Genomic DNA, 14,790 nt, shown 5'->3' on the forward strand with positions numbered 1-14,790 from the left:
ACGCTGATTCCGCCGCGCGGCGGCTCCCGCCCGGCGAAAACCGGTCGACGGCCGTCCGGCCCGGCTGCCAGGCTCCCGCCATGGACGTGCCGTACGAGATCTCCGCCGACCCCGCCCGCCTCGACGCCGCCCGCGTCCACCACTGGCTGTCCACCGACGCCTACTGGGCACTCGGCCGCAGCCGCGAGAAGCAGGACCTGGCCATTGCCGGATCGCTCAACTTCGGGGCGTACGACACCGTCACCGGCGAGCAGGCCGGCTACGCGCGCGTGGTCACCGACCGCGCCACCTTCGCCTGGCTCTGCGACGTCTACGTCGCCCCCGCCGCCCGCGGCCGGGGCCTGGGGACGGCGCTGGTCGAGGCCGTCCGCGACCACCTGAAGCCGTACGGGCTGCGCCGCGTCATGCTGGCGACCGACGACGCGCACGGCCTGTACGAGAAGGTCGGGTTCCGCACGCTGGAGGACCCCGGGCGGTGGATGACCCTGGGACTGCAGTGACCCCTGCGGCCCAGGTGGCCCGAGAGGCTCCGGTGACCGGAAAGGTATGGCCGGAAAAGACCGCCGATCGACCGTCGAACAATCCGGTTCACGGTTCTACCATCCGGTAATGCACCTCCGGATCACGCTGCTCGCCGCCGCTCGCAGCTCCTCCCTGCTGGACGTGCGGTTCGAGGACGACCGGCCCCTGGACGCCGCCGGATGGCGGGAGGCCGAGCGGGCCATCCCGGTGTACGCGCACCTGGCGGGCGCCGAGCTGCGCTACTGCTCGCCGACCATGCGGTGCCGGGAGACCGGTGAGGTGCTGGGCCTGCGGCCGATCGCCCAGCCCGCGCTGCGCGAGTGCGACATGGGCCGCTGGCGCGGCCGCACGTTCAGGGAGGTGGCCGCGCGCGAGCCGCGGGCCGTGGACGCCTGGCTCGCCGACCCCTACGCGACCCCGCACGGCGGCGAGTCGCTGCTCTCCTTCATCGTGCGGATCGGCGGCTGGCTGGACACCCGGCCGGGCTGCGACGGCGGCGACGACCACGACGTCCTGATCGCCGCGGTCGTCGAACCCACGGTGCTCCGCGCGGCCGCGGTCTACGCCCTGAAGGCACCCCCGCACACGTACTGGCGCGTCGACGCCCACCCGCTGTCGGCGATCACCCTGACCGGGTGGGCGGGGGACTGGACGCTCAGCATGGATCCCTGAGGACGGCGGTGGGGGGCGCGGCGACCCGCGCCGCGCCCCCCACCGGGATCACAGGCTGCGCTCGGCGTAGGCCTTCATCGCGTCCCGGACGAAGGCCGCCGTGCCCTCGCCGTGCCGGTCGTAGGCGGCGGTGAAGCGCGGGTCGTCGACGTACATCTGCCCGAGCCCGGCGAACTGCTCGGCGGTCGGGCGCCTGCCCTGCCAGCCGATGGCGACCCACTCGTAGTGCCGCCGCGCGATCGCCTGCACCTCGTCGCTGTCCGGCGCGAGACCGGCGCGGTGGGCGCGGGCGAAGTCGGTGGCGATGTCGAGCTGCCGCTGCTGGAACTCCTTCTTGTCGTCCTCCGACAGCGACCGCCACCAGCGGTCGCCCCGCTCGTAGGCCTCGCGCCCCCAGCGTTCGATCACCTCGTCCCGGTAGCGGGTGTGGTCGAAACCGTCGAGAACCTCATCCGGCATCAGAGGTTCGCCTCCTTCCAACTTGGCCAGTGTCGTCCGTACCGACTCGATCTGCCGCTCCAGCCGCTCCCGCTCCTGTTCGAGCAGCTTCAGATGGGTCCGCAGCGCGGCGGCCTCGTCCCGCTGTCCGTCGAGGGCGTCGGAGATGGCGGCCAGCCCCAGGCCCAGCTCGCGCAGCAGCAGGATCCGCTGGAGCCGCACCAGCGCGCGCTCGTCGTAGTAGCGGTGTCCGCCGTGCCCGGTCCGGCTGGGACGCAGCAGCCCGATGGCGTCGTAGTGACGCAGGGTGCGGCTGGTGGTCCCGGCCGAGCGGGCGATCTCCTGAATCGACCATTCCATCGCCGTGGGCCTCCGATCCGTCGGCGATGACGACGCTAGGGGTTTACGCAACGTCAACTTCAACCCGCTTTCCGCCCCCGCCCTCCGGGGCCTCCCGGGAGGTGCCGCCGGGCCCCGGCTTGACCCCGCCCCTGCGTCAGGGTCGGACCATCGGCCCATGAACACCACTCCACGCCCCACGCGGCAGCCCCCGCCGGGACGTCTCCACGACGTCAACGGGCGAACCCGTTCCTCCACCGCGCGCCCTGGCCGAGGGCGGGGTGCCCCTGGCCCGCACCACCGGCCTCCTCGCCACCTGGCGGAGGAGTTCGCCGCGGCCATCGCCGGGATCGGGACCGGCCGGGCGCCGGAGGCGAGGGTCCGTGGGCTGACCCGCCACCGTCGCCGCCTCACCGGCCCGGCGGCGGCTCAGGGAGCCGGTGACCGGAAGGCTCCGGGACCGGCGACCGGCCCACCGGGAGGACCTGCCGGTGGGCCGGTGCCCGGCGTCCGGCCGCGGCGGGCCGAAGGGCACCGCGGAACCGCACCGGCCGGCGGCACCGGGTCGGGTCGGCCGACCGGGCGCTCCGGCACGGCATCCGTGACCGAGGCCTTCGGCCGGCGGGTCGTGACGGTGGACGTTCACCGTGCGTGAGTGCCGTGGCGAGGCGGCCCGACGTCAGCAGGAGTGGCCGCAAGGGGCCGGGGCCAGTGCGACCCGGCGCTTCATCCGGCGAGTGAGCGGTTCACCTGGCGGGGCCGAGCGCTCCGGTCGGCGAGCCGGCCATTGCGTCGGTCGGAGAGTCGATCTCCGCTCGGCGGCGGTGCGGATGTCGTTGCGGAGCGGGTGCATAGGATCGCCGGCATGACACTGCGACCTGTGCAGGTGAACATAAAGGCCCTCGACGCCTCGGCGGTCGGCCGGTTCTGGGCGGAGGCGCTCGGCTGGAGTGCCTACAGCCCCGGCGTGACCACCTACGTCGGACCCGTCGGCGGCCTGGTCTGGCCGGACCCGGTCGTCGTCGGCATCGACGTCGTTCCCGTCCCGGAACCCAAGACGACGGCAAAGAACCGTGTGCACCTCGATCTCGCCACCACCTCTGCGGCCCATCAGGCGGAGTTGGTCGCGCGCCTGAAGGCTCTCGGTGCGACGCCCGCCGACGTGGGCCAGGGCGACGTGCCGTGGACGGTCCTCGCCGACCCCGAGGGCAACGAGTTCTGCGTGCTGGAGCCCCGGGAGGTCCACCGGGACACCGGGCCGATCGCCGTGGTGGTGGTCGACTGCGCGGATCCGCGGGCCATGGCCCGGTTCTGGGGCGAGGCGACGGACTGGACCCTGCACGAGGTGACCGACGACCATGCGGTGTTGCGCTCCCCCAAGGGGGTCGGCCCGTATCTCGAGTTCCTCCGCACGCCCGGCGTGAAGACCGTGCCGGACCGCGTCCATCTCGACCTGCTGCCGTACCCCGGTGACGACAAAGCGGCGGAGGTGGCCCGGCTGCGGGCCCTCGGCGCCACCGACCTCGACCTCGGCCAGGGCGACGTCCCGTGGACGTGCCTGGCCGACCCGGAGGGCCACGAGTTCTGCGTCCTCGCCCCGTCCTGACGCCGTCCTGACGCGCGGAGCCTCAACGACACCCCTGGCACCCGGGGCCTTGCGCGCTCTGCGCCATGGCCCCGGGTGGGCCGGGCTGCGGCGTCTCGGCCGATTCGGGCAGCGAGAGCTTGTGCGCCGGGGGCGGGATCGGTCCGCTCGCCGGCGGAAGCGCTCATTCGCACAGCAGCACCACCCGACTGGCAACCGGGGCCCTGTTTCGGAACTGATCACAACACGGCGTTACGGGACCAGGATCCGCCGGCGAGCGTGCTCGTCCCCCGACTGAAACTCTCGGCCACAGCATTCCTATGCGGTCCTCTGCATACTTGATTGCATAAAGCTGCCGACCTGCGTATAGTCATGCCATCGGCGAGGAGGGAATCGATGGCGGTACGAGCGGCGGTGGCCGGGGCGAGCGGATACGCGGGCGGAGAGATCCTGCGTCTGCTGGCCGGGCATCCCGAGGTCGAGATCGGCACCCTGACGGGCAACTCCAACGCGGGACAGCGCCTGGGAGCGCTCCAGCCGCACCTGGCGCCCCTGGCCGACCGAGTGCTGGAGCCGACGACCGCCGAGGCGCTGGCCGGGCACGACGTGGTCTTCCTCGCCCTGCCGCACGGCCAGTCCGCGGCCGTCGCCGAGCAGCTCGGGGACGAGGCGCTGGTCATCGACTGCGGCGCCGACTTCCGGCTGGAGGACGCGTCCGCCTGGAAGCGGTTCTACGGCAGCGAGCACGCCGGCACCTGGCCGTACGGCCTCCCCGAGCTGCCGGGGGCCCGCGAGGCGCTGTCGGGGTCCCGGCGCGTCGCGGTCCCCGGCTGTTACCCGACGGCCGTGTCGCTGGCGCTGTTCCCGGCGTACGCGGCCGGACTGGCCGAGCCCGACGTGGTGGTCGTCGCCGCCAGCGGCACCTCCGGCGCGGGCAAGGCGCCCAAGCCCCACCTGCTGGGCAGCGAGGTGATGGGCTCGATGAGCCCGTACGGCGTCGGCGGCGTCCACCGGCACACCCCCGAGATGGTGCAGAACCTCTCGGCCGTGGCGGGCGAGCCGGTCACCGTCTCCTTCACCCCGACCCTCGCCCCGATGTCGCGCGGCATCCTCGCCACCTGCACCGCCAGGGTCCGGCCCGGGGTGGACGGCGACCGGCTGCGCGAGGCGTACGGCAAGGCGCTGGCCGCCGAGCCGTTCGTCCACCTCCTGCCGGAGGGGCAGTGGCCGTCCACCGCGGCGGTGTACGGCTCCAACACGGCGCTGGTCCAGATCGCGTACGACGGGGCCACCGGCCGCGTCGTCGCCGTCAGCGCCATCGACAACCTCACCAAGGGCACCGCGGGCGGCGCGGTGCAGAGCATGAACATCGCCCTCGGCATCCCCGAGGAGACCGGGCTTCCCACGATCGGAGTCGCCCCGTGAGCGTCGCGCGCGCGGCCACCGGTCGGTGGGGGATGACGATGCCCGCGGCTGTGTGCCGTGCGGGCGGAGAAGCGAACGGAGAAATGCAGTGAGCGTGACCGCGGCGAAGGGATTCACGGCGGCGGGCATCGCCGCCGGGATCAAGGACAACGGCAACCCCGACCTGGCCCTGGTGGTCAACAACGGGCCGCGGCTGGCGGCTGCCGGCGTGTTCACCTCCAACCGCGTCAAGGCCGCTCCCGTCCTGTGGTCCGAGCAGGTCCTCAAGGGCGGACAGGTGTCGGCGGTCGTCCTCAACTCCGGCGGCGCCAACGCCTGCACCGGTCCGCTCGGCTTCCAGGACACCCACGCCACCGCCGAGCGGACCGCCGAGGTGCTCGGCCACAACGCCGGTGAGGTGGCGGTCTGCTCCACCGGTCTGATCGGGGTCCGGCTGCCCATGGACAAGCTGCTCCCGGGCATCGACAGGGCGGCGAAGGAGCTCTCCGCGCACGGCGGCGAGAAGGCCGCCATCGCCATCAAGACCACCGACACCGTCCACAAGACCGCCGTCGTCGAGGGGGACGGCTGGACGGTGGGCGGCATGGCCAAGGGTGCGGGCATGCTCGCCCCGGGCCTGGCCACCATGCTGGTGGTCCTCACCACCGACGCCGACGTGGACGGCGCCGTGCTGGACAGGACGCTGCGGGCGGCGACCCGGACCACCTTCGACCGGATCGACTCCGACGGCTGCATGTCCACCAACGACACCGTGCTGCTGCTGGCCTCCGGCGCCTCGGGAATCGTGCCCGGCGAGGCGGAGTTCGCCGAGGCCGTGCGGACCGTCTGCGACGACCTGGCCCGGCAGCTCATCAAGGACGCCGAGGGGGCCTCCAAGGACATCCGCATCGAAGTGATCAACGCGGCCAGCGAGGACGACGCGGTGGAGGTGGGCCGTTCCATCGCCCGCAACAACCTCCTCAAGTGCGCGATCCACGGCGAGGACCCCAACTGGGGGCGGGTGCTGTCGGCCATCGGCACCACCTCCGCCGCCTTCGAACCCGACCAGCTCAACGTCGCCATCAACGGCGTGTGGGTGTGCAAGAACGGCTCGGTCGGCGAGGACCGCGAACTGGTGGACATGCGCTACCGCGAGGTCCGCATCACCGCCGACCTGGCCGCGGGCGGCGAGTCCGCCGTCATCTGGACCAACGACCTCACCGCCGACTACGTCCACGAGAACAGCGCCTACTCGTCATGAGCACCCGCAAGCACACAGCCCTGCCCAAGGCCGAGATCCTCATCGAGGCGCTGCCCTGGCTGACCCGTCACCACGGCAAGACCGTCGTCATCAAGTTCGGCGGCAACGCCATGGTCGACGAGGACCTGAAGGCCGCCTTCGCCCAGGACGTGGTCTTCCTGCGGCATGCCGGGCTCAAGCCGGTCGTCGTCCACGGCGGCGGCCCGCAGATCAACGCCCACTTCGACCGGCTGGGACTGGTCTCGGAGTTCAAGGCCGGGCTGCGGGTCACCACCGACGAGGCGATGGACGTCGTGCGGATGGTGCTGGCCGGCCAGGTGCAGCGCGAACTGGTCGGCCTGCTCAACCGGCACGGGCCGCTGGCCGTCGGCATGACCGGCGAGGACGCGCACACCATGACCGCCACCAAGCGCTACGCCCGGATCGACGGCGAGCGGGTGGACATCGGCCGGGTCGGTGAGATCACCGAGGTGGACACGGGCGCCGTCCAGGCGCTGCTGGACGACGGCCGCATCCCGGTGGTCTCCTCCATCGCCCGCAGCGCCGACGACGGCCACGTCTACAACATCAACGCCGACACCGCCGCCGCCGCGCTGGCCGCCGCGCTCGGCGCCGAGACCCTGATGGTCCTCACCGACGTCGAGGGGCTGTACGCGGACTGGCCCAACAGCGACGACGTGATCAGCCAGCTCACCGCGAGCGAGCTGGAGAAGCTGCTGCCGGAGCTGGCCAGCGGCATGGTCCCCAAGATGGAGGGCTGCCTGCACGCCGTGCGCAACGGCGTCAACACCGCCCGCGTGATCGACGGGCGCGTCCAGCACGCCATCCTGCTGGAGATCTTCACCGACGAGGGCATCGGAACCATGATCGTGCCGGACAGGCCGGACGAGGGGGAGCGGGGATGACCACCGCCGACAGCACCAGCGGCACCCACAGCACCGGCGGCGCCGGCGGCGCCCGCAACGACGACCTCACCCGGCGCTGGCGCGAGGCGCTGATGGACAACTACGGGACCCCGCGCATCCCCCTCACCCACGGCGAGGGCGCCCGGCTGTGGGACGCCGAGGGCAGGGAGTACCTGGACTTCGTCGGCGGTATCGCCGTCAACGCGCTCGGCACCGGGCACCCGGCGGTCGTGCGGGCCGTCTCCGACCAGATCGCCACGCTCGGCCACGTCTCCAACCTGTTCGTCGCCGAGCCCCCGGTGGCCCTGGCCGAACGGCTGCTCCAGCTCTTCGGCCGGCCCGGCCGCGTCTACTTCTCCAACTCCGGCGCCGAGGCCGTCGAGGCCGCCGTCAAGATCGGCCGCCGGACCGGCCGGACGCACATGGTCGCGACCGAGGGCGGCTTCCACGGCCGCACCATGGGCGCCCTCGCGCTGACCGGCCAGCCCGCCAAGCGGGACCCCTTCCTGCCGCTGCCCGGCGAGGTCACCCACGTCCCCTACGGCGACGCCGACGCGCTGCGCCGGGCCGTCACCGAGGAGACGGCCCTGGTGGTCCTGGAGCCGATCCAGGGCGAGAACGGCGTCGTCGTCCCGCCCGAGGGCTATCTGGCCGAGGCCCGTGAGATCACCGCCGCCACCGGCACGCTGCTGGTGTTCGACGAGGTCCAGACGGGCATCGGGCGCACCGGCCACTGGTTCGCGTGCCAGGCGCAGGGCGTCCTGCCCGACGTCGTCACCCTCGCCAAGGGCCTGGGCGGCGGGCTGCCCATCGGGGCCACGGTCGCCTTCGGGGAGGCCGCCAGGCTGCTGACGCCCGGTCAGCACGGCTCCACCTTCGGTGGCAACCCGGTGGCCTGCGCGGCGGCGCTCGCCGTCCTGGACACCATCGCCGCCGAGGGCCTCCTCGACCACGTCAAGCGGGTCGGCAGCCGGCTGCGCGACGCCGTCCGGGCGCTTGGCCACCCGCTGGTCGACCAGGTCCGCGGCGCCGGACTGCTGCTGGGTATCGTACTGACCGAACCCGTCGCGCCCCAGGTGCAGCAGGCTGCCCAGGAGGCGGGTTTCCTGGTGAACGCGGCCGTGCCGGACGTCGTCCGACTCGCCCCGCCGCTGATCATCAGCGAGGACGAGGTGGACGCACTGGTCCGCTCCCTCCCCGCCGTCCTCGACGCCGTGGACGGGATCCGACGATCCGGAGACTGACGAGACGATGACCGAGGCGCAGGGCAGCAACCACGGTGGCCCGGCCGTGCCCCACACGCGTACGGCCCGGCACCGCCGGATCGTCGAGATCCTCAGCCGCGAGCCGGTCCGCTCCCAGAGCCAGCTCGCCAAGCTCCTGGCCGACGACGGGCTGAGCGTCACCCAGGCGACGCTCAGCCGGGACCTGGACGAACTGGGCGCGGTGAAGATCCGCAACACCGGGGGCGAGCTGATCTACGCCGTCCCGGGCGAGGGCGGCGACCGCACTCCCCGGGCCCCGCTGGGGGAGTCCGCGAGCGAGGCCCGGATGGCGCGGCTGGCGGGCGAACTGCTCATCTCCGCCGAGGCCTCGGCCAACCTCGTGGTCCTGCGCACCCCGCCCGGCGCCGCCCAGTTCCTCGCCTCGGCCATCGACCAGGCGGAGGTCCACGAGATCATCGGCACCATCGCCGGCGACGACACCGTGCTGCTGATCAGCCGTCATCCCACCGGCGGCCAGGCCCTGGCCGACCACCTGCTGCGCCTGGCGCAGCGGAACTCCCACTAGCGGGAGCCCCGCTCACGCGGCGGTGTTCCCGGCCCGCCCGGCGCCGGCCCGCCACTCCTCGGCCAGCAGCGCCCAGACCTGGAGGTCGTGGCGCCGGCCGCCCATGGCGAACGCGCTGCGCAGGGTGCCCTCGTGCGTCATGCCCAGCCGCTTGGCCACCGCGATGCTGGGGCCGTTCCCGGGGGAGACCAGCCACTCCACCCGGGCCATGCCGCGGACGCCGACCGCCCAGTCGATCATGCGGCGGGCGGCGGTGGTGACCAGCCCGCGCCCCTGGGCCTCGGGTGCCAGCCAGGCGCCCAGCTCGCACGATCCCTGGTCGGTGTCGAACAGCCGGAAGAGCATGCCGCCCACCAGGGCGCCGTCGAGCCAGATGCCGTAGATCCGGCCGCTGTCGGCGGCCTGCCGGTCCGCGTAGCGCTGGAGGAAGGCCCGTGCGGACCCGGTGTCGGTGACGGAGTGCGCCCACGGCAGCCAGGGCGTCAGGTGGTCGCGCACCCGGTCGGTGTACGCGGCCAGCTCCGCCGCCTGCCACGGCTCCAGGGGGCGCAGCTCCGCGCCGCCGCCGAGAGGGGTGCTGAGCATGAAGGTCTCCTCGGGGTCACGACCGCCGGCGGCCGCGGTGGCCGGGCGCGGTGACCGGCCGGGACGTCCGGGCGGCCGGAGCGGTCACCATGGCCGGATCCGCCGCCACGGTAATCGGCCCCCGCCGCCCGGACCAGTGAATTCCCCGGGCCGGACGGCCGGGCCCGGCGGTTCAGCCCAGCTTCTTGTGGAAGACGGTGGTGGGCCGCAGGACGCCCGCGGTGTCGGCCGCGTAGTCCGGGATCGTGCCGGACTCGGTCCAGCCCGCCGAGCGGTAGAGGCGCTCCGCCGGGCTGCCGGTCTGGGTGTCCAGGACCAGCAGGGAGATCCCCGAGGCCGCCGCCTCCCGCTCGGCCGTCGCCAGCAGCGCGCGGCCGAGCCCCCGGCCGCGCGCGTCCCGGTGGACGACGAGCTTGGCGATCTCGGCGCGGTGGCGGCCGTTGGGCATGCCGCCCCTGCGGAGCTGGACGGTGCCCAGGATCCGGCCGCCGCCGTCCCGGGCCGCCCACACCGCGACCCGGCCGTCGGCCGCCTCGGGCGCCAGGCCCTCCCACCAGGCCGCGGCCTCGCCGGGGTCGAGGGGGGCGAGGAAGCCGATCGAGGAGCCGCCCGCGACGGCGTCGCACACCAGGTCGGCGAGCGCGTGGCGGGCGGCGAGGAGTCCGGTGGCGGACAGACGGTCGATCACCGTCGCGGGGTTGTTCGCGTGTTCGGTTCGCACCGCCCGATGGAACCCCTTCCCGCGCCGCCGGGCAAGGGCGCTCCGCCGGACGGTCGCGCGGAAGGGGCCGGGATGCGGCCGGTCCCTCCCCGGGACGGCCCCCCGTCCCGGCGGGCGGGGTGCGCGGCCGGCGGTTCCGGCGCAGGCTGGTGTCATGGCGGAAGGCTTCGAGGTGCGGGTGCGCCGGGTGTACGAGGCGGCCGGACCCGGCGACGGGACGAGGGTGCTGGTGGACCGGCTGTGGCCGCGCGGCCTGGCGAAGGAGGAGGCGGAGCTGGACGAGTGGGCCAGGGACGTCGCCCCCTCGGACGGGCTGCGCCGCTGGTACGGCCACGACCCCGGGCGGTACGCGGACTTCACCGAGCGCTACCGCGCCGAGCTGGCCGGGCCCGAACGGCGCGAGGCGGTGGAGCGGCTGCGGGAACTGGCCGGGAACTCCCGGCTGACCCTGCTGACGGCCACCAGGGACGTGGACCGCAGCCACGCCCCCGTCCTGGCCGAGGTGCTGCGGAGCACCGCCGCCCCCACCGGCTGACCCGCACCCCGGCCCACACCCCGGCCCGCACCCCGCGCCCGTATCCGCGCACCGGGCGGAACGGCCCGCCCGCACCGCGCACCGGAGGCGCCGCGCCCCTCGCCGCGACCGCCGCACGGGCGCTGGGCTGCGGTTTCGTGAGAGGTGAGTCCCGCATTGACGAAACATACGGTGGAGTGCATACTTATGCCAGTCACCGCATGCATCGTAAGGAGCCCCCCGTGACCGAGCGCGTCGTACTCGCCTACTCCGGTGGCCTGGACACCTCCGTCTGCATCGGCTGGATCGCCGAGGAGACGGGCGCCGAGGTCATCGCCGTCGCCGTGGACGTCGGCCAGGGCGGAGAGGACCTGGACGTCATCCGCAAGCGCGCGCTCGCCTGCGGGGCGGTCGAGGCGGAGGTCGCGGACGCCAAGGACGAGTTCGCCGAGGAGTACTGCCTGCCGGCGATCAAGGCCAACGCGCTCTACATGGACCGCTACCCGCTGGTCTCCGCCCTCTCCCGGCCGACCATCGTCAAGCACCTGGTGGCCGCCGCCAAGAAGCACGGCGCCACCACCGTCGCCCACGGCTGCACCGGCAAGGGCAACGACCAGGTGCGCTTCGAGGCGGGCATCGCCTCCCTCGCGCCCCACCTGAACTGCATCGCGCCGGTGCGGGACTACGCCATGACGCGCGACAAGGCCATCGCCTTCGCCGAGTCCAAGGGCCTGCCGATCGCCACCACCAAGAAGTCGCCGTACTCCATCGACCAGAACGTCTTCGGGCGGGCCGTGGAGACCGGCTTCCTGGAGGACATCTGGAACGCGCCCGTCGAGGACATCTACGACTACACCCAGAACCCGGCCGTCCCGCGCGAGCCCGACGAGGTGATCATCACCTTCGAGAAGGGCGTCCCCGTCGCCATCGACGGCAAGCCCGTCACCGTCCTGCAGGCCATCCAGCAGCTCAACGAGCGGGCCGGGGCCCAGGGCGTCGGCCGGATCGACATGGTCGAGGACCGTCTCGTCGGCATCAAGTCCCGCGAGGTCTACGAGGCGCCGGGCGCCATCGCGCTGATCACCGCCCACCAGGAGCTGGAGAGCGTCACCGTCGAGCGCGAACTGGCCCGCTACAAGCGGCAGGTCGAGCAGCGCTGGACCGAGCTGGTCTACGACGGCCTGTGGTTCTCCCCCCTCAAGCGGGCCCTGGACGGCTTCATCAACGAGGCCAACGAGCACGTCTCCGGCGACATCCGGATGATCCTGCACGGCGGCCGGGCCGTCGTCACCGGCCGGCGCTCCCAGGAGTCGCTGTACGACTTCAACCTGGCGACGTACGACACCGGCGACACCTTCGACCAGTCGATGTCCAAGGGCTTCATCGAGATCTTCGGCATGAGCAGCAAGATCGCCGCCAAGCGGGACCTCAAGCAGTAGCCCGCGGCCCACGGCAGCCGCACACCGCCCGCCTCTTCCGCCCCGCGGTGGAAGGGGCGGGCGTTTCACCACTCCGGCCGTCCCCGGCCGGCCACCCGTACGACCGGTACGCGCACGAGGAGCACCGATGACCAACGGCCCGCAGACCCCCACCCCCGCCGCAGGCGGTGACGTACGGCTGTGGGGCGGCCGGTTCGCCGACGGACCGGCCGAGGCCCTGGCGAAGCTCTCGGCCTCCGTCCACTTCGACTGGCGGCTGGCCCCCTACGACATCGCCGGGTCGCGGGCGCACGCCCGGGTGCTGCACAAGGCCGGGCTGCTCACCGACGAGGAGCTGGAGAGGATGCTCGCCGGACTCGACCGGCTCGCGGCCGACGTCGCCGACGGCTCCTTCACCGGCACCGTCGCCGACGAGGACGTGCACACCGCCCTGGAACGCGGCCTGCTGGAGCGCCTCGGCCCCGAACTGGGCGGCAAGCTGCGGGCCGGACGCTCCCGCAACGACCAGGTGGCGACGCTGTTCCGGATGTACCTGCGCGACCACGCCCGGATCATCGGCGGCCTGCTCGCCGACCTGAACGAGGCCCTGGTCTCCCTCGCCGAGGCGCACCCGGACGTGGCGATGCCCGGCCGCACCCACCTCCAGCACGCCCAGCCGGTGCTCTTCGCCCACCACGTCCTCGCCCACGTCCAGGCCTTCTCGCGGGACGCGGAGCGGCTGCGGCAGTGGGACGAGCGCACCGCCGTCTCGCCCTACGGCTCGGGCGCGCTCGCCGGCTCCTCGCTCGGCCTGGACCCGGAGGCGGTCGCCGCCGACCTCGGCTTCGAACACGGCTCGGCGGCCAACTCCATCGACGGCACCGCCTCCCGCGACTTCGTCGCCGAGTTCGCCTTCATCACCGCGATGATCGGCGTCGACCTCTCGCGGCTGGCGGAGGAGGTGATCATCTGGAACACCAAGGAGTTCTCCTTCGTCACCCTCCACGACGCCTTCTCCACCGGCTCCTCGATCATGCCGCAGAAGAAGAACCCGGACATCGCCGAGCTGGCGCGCGGCAAGTCCGGCCGGCTCATCGGCAACCTCACCGGACTGCTGGCCACCCTCAAGGCGCTGCCGCTGGCGTACAACCGCGACCTGCAGGAAGACAAGGAGCCGGTCTTCGACTCCTGCGACCAGTTGGAGACCCTGCTCCCGGCGTTCACCGGGATGATGGCCACCCTCACCGTCAACCGCGAGCGGATGGCGGAGCTGGCCCCGGCCGGCTTCTCGCTCGCCACCGACGTCGCCGAGTGGCTGGTGAGGCGGGGCGTGCCGTTCCGCGAGGCGCACGAGATCGCGGGGGAGTGCGTGAAGGTCTGCGAGGCCGCCGGAATCGAGCTGGACGAGCTGACCGACGAGCAGTTCGCCGCCATCTCCCCGCACCTGACCGGTGAGGTCCGCTCCGTGCTGAGCGTCGCCGGGGCGCTGGCCTCCCGCGACGGGCGCGGCGGCACCGCGCCCTCCGCGGTCGCCGTCCAGCTCACCGAGGTCAAGGACGATCTGGCCCGGCAGCGGGCGTGGGCGAGGACCGCCCCGGGAGGCGGGGAGCGGGGCCGGTGAGGAACTCCACCTCGCCGGAGCCCGCCCGGTAGTGGGCCCCGACCACCTCCAGGGCGCCCTGCCGCAGCAGCGGCAGCAGGACCGGGTCCTCGCGCAGCCGCGCGACGACCCGGTCCGTCTGCGCGCGGACGGTGTTCTCCACCGCGTCGCCCGGCAGCCGGGCGCCCACCCGGCAGGCCTGTGCCAGCCGGGCGGACGCCACGGCGAGGTGGGCCGGCGGACGCACGCCCGTCGCCCGCGCCGTCACCGCCGCGGCCACCGTCTCGCAGCGCTCGTGCCCCAGCACGACCACCAGCGGGACGTCCAGCTCCACCGGCCCGTACTCGACGCTGCCCTCGACCATCGCGTCCAGGGTGTGCGCGGCCGTACGGATCACCAGCAGCGAGCCCGGCTCCCGGTCGAACAGCGTCTCCGGCGGCACCCGGCAGTCGACGCAGGCCAGGACCGCGGCCAGCGGCCGGCCGGCCCCCGCCGCCCGTCCCGCTCCCGTCGTCCTCCCGCTCCTGCCGCCCCGTACGGCCCGGCGGTTGCCCTCCCGCAGCAGCCGCAGCGCCTCGGCGGGGGCGAGCCGTTCCCCGCCGCCCTCCGGCGGGGCGCCGGCCTGGCGCGGTACGCCGCCGAGCAGACCGGCGGCTCCGCGTGCGGCCCCGCGCAGTGTCCAGCGGTGGTTCCTCGGCGAGCGCGGCACGTGTTCCTCCCTGGTGCGTGCGGTGGTCTCGGTGAGCATCGACCGTCCCGTACCGGGTCATGCCGCTGGGAAGGGTGAAAACAAGGCACACCGGGTGGAATGTGAACACCTCTCATGGGTTAACGCCCCCGCTCCGCACCGGCCGAAAAGGGAGGGTTACGGCACCCGCCCGGCGGGGCAGACGCCGGGGGGAACGCGTCACCGGCGGGCCCGCGCCGCCGCGGCCGCCCGGCGGCCGCCCGCACCGTACTGCCCCGGGGCCGACCGGCTCCGGGGACGTCCCCTCCCCGGCGGGGAGGCGGTGGAGGAAGGGTACGGAAGATGAG

General features: G+C 73.7%; 15 protein-coding genes. 11 read left to right on the forward strand and 4 right to left on the reverse strand.

Going from position 1 to position 14,790, the window contains the following annotated elements; all coding sequences use genetic code 11:
• Nucleotides 1-80 precede the first annotated feature (80 nt).
• Both VE546_RS12700 and VE546_RS12705 read left to right on the forward strand, forming a co-directional pair.
• The gene (locus tag VE546_RS12700) at nucleotides 81-500 is read left to right on the forward strand and encodes a GNAT family N-acetyltransferase (protein ID WP_324921704.1); all 420 of its coding nucleotides are present in this window, start codon (nucleotides 81-83) and stop codon (nucleotides 498-500) included.
• Nucleotides 501-609: 109 nt separating this feature from the next.
• Complete coding sequence (locus VE546_RS12705) at nucleotides 610-1,194, forward strand: histidine phosphatase family protein (RefSeq protein WP_324921706.1); 585 nt, start codon at nucleotides 610-612, stop codon at nucleotides 1,192-1,194.
• Between the two features lie 48 nt (nucleotides 1,195-1,242).
• On the opposite strand, the gene VE546_RS12710 is transcribed toward VE546_RS12705, so the two are convergent.
• Nucleotides 1,243-1,992, reverse strand: coding sequence for a MerR family transcriptional regulator (locus VE546_RS12710; protein WP_324921708.1), 750 nt, complete (start codon nucleotides 1,990-1,992; stop codon nucleotides 1,243-1,245).
• 844 nt (nucleotides 1,993-2,836) lie between these two features.
• On the opposite strand from VE546_RS12710, the gene VE546_RS12715 reads away from it, so the two are divergent.
• From VE546_RS12715 to VE546_RS12740, 6 genes are all read left to right on the forward strand, one after another.
• Nucleotides 2,837-3,577: a VOC family protein gene (locus VE546_RS12715; protein ID WP_324921710.1), complete on the forward strand. Its 741-nt coding sequence runs from the start codon at nucleotides 2,837-2,839 to the stop codon at nucleotides 3,575-3,577.
• Between the two features lie 375 nt (nucleotides 3,578-3,952).
• Nucleotides 3,953-4,981 carry an N-acetyl-gamma-glutamyl-phosphate reductase gene (argC, locus tag VE546_RS12720; RefSeq protein WP_324921712.1) on the forward strand — a complete coding sequence of 343 codons (1,029 nt, stop codon included), beginning with the start codon at nucleotides 3,953-3,955 and terminating at the stop codon, nucleotides 4,979-4,981.
• Between the two features lie 88 nt (nucleotides 4,982-5,069).
• Nucleotides 5,070-6,221 (forward strand): bifunctional glutamate N-acetyltransferase/amino-acid acetyltransferase ArgJ, encoded by a 1,152-nt coding sequence (argJ, locus tag VE546_RS12725; protein ID WP_324921714.1) that lies wholly within the window; start codon nucleotides 5,070-5,072, stop codon nucleotides 6,219-6,221.
• The gene (argB, locus tag VE546_RS12730) at nucleotides 6,218-7,126 is read left to right on the forward strand and encodes an acetylglutamate kinase (RefSeq protein ID WP_324921715.1); all 909 of its coding nucleotides are present in this window, start codon (nucleotides 6,218-6,220) and stop codon (nucleotides 7,124-7,126) included. Before argJ ends, argB begins: the two co-directional genes overlap by 4 nt.
• Nucleotides 7,123-8,370 (forward strand): acetylornithine transaminase, encoded by a 1,248-nt coding sequence (locus VE546_RS12735; protein ID WP_324921717.1) that lies wholly within the window; start codon nucleotides 7,123-7,125, stop codon nucleotides 8,368-8,370. Before argB ends, VE546_RS12735 begins: the two co-directional genes overlap by 4 nt.
• A 7-nt stretch (nucleotides 8,371-8,377) precedes the next feature.
• Entirely contained in the window at nucleotides 8,378-8,917 is a 540-nt protein-coding gene (locus VE546_RS12740; protein ID WP_324921719.1) for an arginine repressor, read from the forward strand.
• A 12-nt stretch (nucleotides 8,918-8,929) separates the two neighbouring features.
• Here the strand turns inward: VE546_RS12740 and VE546_RS12745 are convergent, their stop codons facing one another.
• Both VE546_RS12745 and VE546_RS12750 read right to left on the reverse strand, forming a co-directional pair.
• Complete coding sequence (locus VE546_RS12745; RefSeq protein WP_324921721.1) at nucleotides 8,930-9,502, reverse strand: GNAT family protein; 573 nt, start codon at nucleotides 9,500-9,502, stop codon at nucleotides 8,930-8,932.
• A 172-nt stretch (nucleotides 9,503-9,674) separates the two neighbouring features.
• Complete coding sequence (locus VE546_RS12750) at nucleotides 9,675-10,223, reverse strand: GNAT family N-acetyltransferase (protein WP_414720471.1); 549 nt, start codon at nucleotides 10,221-10,223, stop codon at nucleotides 9,675-9,677.
• A 154-nt stretch (nucleotides 10,224-10,377) separates the two neighbouring features.
• Between VE546_RS12750 and VE546_RS12755 the strand changes: the two genes are divergently transcribed.
• The 3 genes from VE546_RS12755 to argH all read left to right on the forward strand — a co-directional run bounded on the left by VE546_RS12755 (nucleotide 10,378) and on the right by argH (nucleotide 13,776).
• Nucleotides 10,378-10,758, forward strand: coding sequence for a DUF488 domain-containing protein (locus VE546_RS12755; RefSeq protein ID WP_324921723.1), 381 nt, complete (start codon nucleotides 10,378-10,380; stop codon nucleotides 10,756-10,758).
• A gap of 221 nt (nucleotides 10,759-10,979) precedes the next feature.
• Complete coding sequence (locus VE546_RS12760; protein ID WP_324921725.1) at nucleotides 10,980-12,176, forward strand: argininosuccinate synthase; 1,197 nt, start codon at nucleotides 10,980-10,982, stop codon at nucleotides 12,174-12,176.
• Between the two features lie 127 nt (nucleotides 12,177-12,303).
• On the forward strand, nucleotides 12,304-13,776 hold the full coding sequence (gene argH / locus VE546_RS12765; RefSeq protein ID WP_324921727.1) for an argininosuccinate lyase: 1,473 nt from the start codon (nucleotides 12,304-12,306) through the stop codon (nucleotides 13,774-13,776).
• On the opposite strand, the gene VE546_RS12770 is transcribed toward argH, so the two are convergent.
• Nucleotides 13,706-14,503, reverse strand: coding sequence for a carbonic anhydrase (locus tag VE546_RS12770; protein WP_324921729.1), 798 nt, complete (start codon nucleotides 14,501-14,503; stop codon nucleotides 13,706-13,708). The two genes, argH and VE546_RS12770, sit on opposite strands and share 71 nt — an antisense overlap.
• Between the last annotated feature and the right edge of the window lie 287 nt (nucleotides 14,504-14,790).

Origin of the sequence: Streptomyces sp. (assembly GCF_035644915.1) — a bacterium.
Taxonomy (GTDB): Bacteria; Actinomycetota; Actinomycetes; order Streptomycetales; family Streptomycetaceae; genus Streptomyces.

What these genes read in the sequence shown, in the direction of transcription:
- VE546_RS12770 (WP_324921729.1), bottom strand. Translation starts at nt 14,503, where the DNA reads ATGCTCACCGAGACCACCGCACGCACCAGGGAGGAACACGTGCCGCGC.
- argC (WP_324921712.1), top strand. Translation starts at nt 3,953, where the DNA reads ATGGCGGTACGAGCGGCGGTGGCCGGGGCGAGCGGATACGCGGGCGGA.
- VE546_RS12740 (WP_324921719.1), top strand. Translation starts at nt 8,378, where the DNA reads ATGACCGAGGCGCAGGGCAGCAACCACGGTGGCCCGGCCGTGCCCCAC.
- VE546_RS12715 (WP_324921710.1), top strand. Translation starts at nt 2,837, where the DNA reads ATGACACTGCGACCTGTGCAGGTGAACATAAAGGCCCTCGACGCCTCG.
- argH (WP_324921727.1), top strand. Translation starts at nt 12,304, where the DNA reads ATGACCAACGGCCCGCAGACCCCCACCCCCGCCGCAGGCGGTGACGTA.
- VE546_RS12735 (WP_324921717.1), top strand. Translation starts at nt 7,123, where the DNA reads ATGACCACCGCCGACAGCACCAGCGGCACCCACAGCACCGGCGGCGCC.
- VE546_RS12755 (WP_324921723.1), top strand. Translation starts at nt 10,378, where the DNA reads ATGGCGGAAGGCTTCGAGGTGCGGGTGCGCCGGGTGTACGAGGCGGCC.
- VE546_RS12710 (WP_324921708.1), bottom strand. Translation starts at nt 1,992, where the DNA reads ATGGAATGGTCGATTCAGGAGATCGCCCGCTCGGCCGGGACCACCAGC.
- VE546_RS12745 (WP_324921721.1), bottom strand. Translation starts at nt 9,502, where the DNA reads ATGCTCAGCACCCCTCTCGGCGGCGGCGCGGAGCTGCGCCCCCTGGAG.
- VE546_RS12705 (WP_324921706.1), top strand. Translation starts at nt 610, where the DNA reads ATGCACCTCCGGATCACGCTGCTCGCCGCCGCTCGCAGCTCCTCCCTG.
- VE546_RS12700 (WP_324921704.1), top strand. Translation starts at nt 81, where the DNA reads ATGGACGTGCCGTACGAGATCTCCGCCGACCCCGCCCGCCTCGACGCC.
- argB (WP_324921715.1), top strand. Translation starts at nt 6,218, where the DNA reads ATGAGCACCCGCAAGCACACAGCCCTGCCCAAGGCCGAGATCCTCATC.